Genomic DNA, 2527 nt, shown 5'->3' with positions numbered 1-2527 from the left:
CCGGTGTCGCTGGCGGGCGGCGGGACGGCGGCCGCCGGCTCGTTCGTGCTCGAGCGCGCCGACCCGGCGACGGCGCAGGCGTGCGCCGACGGCGGCGCGGTGGCGACGCTCCCGGCCGGGCGCACGCTGGCGTCGGCGCCGCGCGTCGGGCTGTACAAGCCGTGGACCGCGAACATGGACGAGGGGTGGACGCGCTGGGTGTTCGACGCGTTCAAGGTCCCGTACGCGAGCGTGACCGACTCGACGATGCGCGCCGGGAACCTGCGCGCGCGCTACGACGTGCTGGTGGTCGCCGACATGCCGCTGCGCGAGGCGGAGCGCGGGCTGGCTGCCACGGCGGCCGCGGCGCAGTACACGGGCGGGCTGGGCGCGGCCGGCACTGCGGCGCTCAAGGCGTTCGTCGAGGCGGGGGGGACGCTCCTGCTGTTCGACCGCGCGTCGGAGCTGGCGAGCGGGCCGCTCGGGCTGGCGGTGCGGCGGATCGCGCCGGCCGGGCGCGGGGGCGAGGCGGGGGGCGGCGACGACGCCGCCGACGCGCTGGCGCGCGATCCCGCGCAGGAGGCGCTGTACGCGCCGGGCTCGATCCTGCGCACGCTGGTCGACACGTCGCACCCGATCGCGGCGGGGATGGCCGACACGACGGCGGTCTACTTCACGAACTCGACGACGCTCGACGTGACGCAGGCGCCGGGGGCGCGGGTGCTCGCGCGCTACCCCGCGCGCGGCGAGGACATCCTGATGAGCGGCTTCCTGAGCGGCGCCGCGCAGATCGCCGGGCAGACGGCGGCGGCGGAGGTGCCGCTGGGCCAGGGGAAGGTCGTGATGTTCGGCTTCCGCCCGCAGTACCGCGGGCAGTCGCTGGCGACGTTCCGGATGCTGTTCAACGCGATCGTGAACGCGCCGAGCGGCGCGCGGCCGGCGATGTGACGGGTGCGGCGAGCGGCGCGACGCTCGCCATATATAGATGTGCGACGGGGGGCGCGGCGTGACGGGGACGCCGCGCCCCCCGTCTATTCGGCGTCCCGCGCGGGTCATCCGCGCGTGCGCGCCACCCTCGCTCGGAGCCCGCATGTCCCGCCGCCCCTCCCCGCTCGCCCGCGTCGCGCCGACCGGCGTCGTGCTGCTGGCGGCGGCCGCCCCCGCCCTCCAGGCGCAGTCGCCGTCGCGCGCCGACTCCGTCGCGGCCGCGCGGCGCGGCTTCGCCGACTCCTGGTTCTGGGGCGTGAAGGGCGGCGCCGCCCGCTTCGGCACCGTGACCGACGGGAACAAGATCGCCGGGCTGGCCGGCTTCGACTGGCTGATCACGCGCAGCAAGGCGGCGCTGCTCATCGGCGCCGAGCAGTCGTTCTTCTCGCACACGTCGGCGGTCGCCGAGCCGGGGAGCCCCGGCTTCGCGCGCGTGGTCGACCTGAAGAACGCGCGCCGGTTCTCGGCCAGCGTGCTCGCGGTGCCGGGGCGCCTCGGCCCGGTGCGGCCGTACGCCGGCGTCGGGCTCGCGCTCGACGTGATGCGCGAGGTCACGCCGCGGGGCGACGTCGCGAGCGCGGCGCACGCCTCGGCGCTGCGCGACGAGATGGACGACGGGTCGAGCAAGGCCTCGCTGCTGCTCCTCGCGGGCGGGCAGGTGCAGTTCGGGCGCGCCGCCTTCTTCGTGCAGGGGAACGGGACGCCCGCGCAGACGCGCACGCTGTGGAACCGCGGCGGCGTCATGCAGCTCGAGGCGGGGTTCCGCTACAACCTGTCGCCGTCGCGCGAGGAGTAGGGGACGCGCGGGAAGGCCGGCGGCGTGCGCGAGACGTGCGCGCTGCCGGCCAGCAGGTAGCGCAGCGGCCAGTCGGCCGCGCGCGTGATCCCGATGCGCGGCGTGGCCACCACCGCGTCGTCGGGAACGGGGGCGCCGGCGCGCAGCGTCAGCGCCCCCGCGTCGTTCCCCGCCGCGTCACGCGCACTCCCGTCGAGCGGCACCCCGTCGAGGCGCCCGTCGATGCCGAGCGCGGTGCAGAGCTTCCCGGGGCCGTTGGCGAGGTCGCGGTCGCGCACGACGTTCGGGCGCCGCGCGCGCATCAGCGCCACGCCGTCGATCGGCTCGAGCGCGCGCAGCAGCACCGCGCTCCCCACGCCCTCGGGGAGCGTGACGGCGTTGACGCACCAGTGCATGCCGTAGATGCGGTAGACGTACGCGACGCCCGGCGGCCCGTGGAGGTGCCAGGTGCGCGCGGTGCGCCCGGCGACGGCGTGGCAGGCGGGGTCGTGCGGCCCGAGGTACGCCTCGGTCTCGACGATCCGGCCGCTGGCGATCCCCTGCGGCGTGCGGCACTCGAGCACCGCGCCGAGCAGGGCGCGGGCGACGAGGCGGGGATCGCGGTCGTACCAGCCCGGGGGGAACGGGGTGCCGGGGGGCGGATACGGAAGCGCCCCGGCGGCCTCCGCGTCGGGCGCGCCCCGAGCCGCGACGAACGACGGGACCTCCGGGGCGCCGCCGCGCGCGCGGCCGCCGGGTCGGCCGCGCGCGGGCGGGCGGCTCACG

At 77.7% G+C, this 2527-nt stretch carries 2 protein-coding genes and 1 pseudogene; 2 read left to right on the top strand and 1 reads right to left on the bottom strand.

Translation table 11 applies throughout. From position 1 onward, the window contains the following. Positions 1-927: pseudogene (locus PYV61_RS24015) on the top strand (hypothetical protein); the annotation flags it as partial. Between the two features lie 142 nt (positions 928-1069). Further along, on the top strand, positions 1070-1762 hold the full coding sequence (locus PYV61_RS24010) for a hypothetical protein (protein WP_275836405.1): 693 nt from the start codon (positions 1070-1072) through the stop codon (positions 1760-1762). Here the strand turns inward: PYV61_RS24010 and PYV61_RS24005 are convergent. Further along, positions 1732-2527, bottom strand: a 796-nt coding sequence (locus tag PYV61_RS24005) for a DNA-3-methyladenine glycosylase (protein WP_275836404.1), incomplete at its 5' end; no start/stop codon positions are given. The genes PYV61_RS24010 and PYV61_RS24005 overlap by 31 nt on opposite strands.

Source organism: Roseisolibacter sp. H3M3-2, from assembly GCF_029211165.1.
Taxonomy (GTDB): Bacteria; Gemmatimonadota; Gemmatimonadetes; order Gemmatimonadales; family Gemmatimonadaceae; genus Roseisolibacter.
The sequence above is the reverse complement of the archived record's forward strand: the minus strand, read 5'-3'. Positions and strand labels throughout refer to the sequence as shown.

Excerpts from the sequence above, each read along its gene's own strand:
- PYV61_RS24010 (WP_275836405.1), top strand. The coding sequence starts at position 1,070 with ATGTCCCGCCGCCCCTCCCCGCTCGCCCGCGTCGCGCCGACCGGCGTC.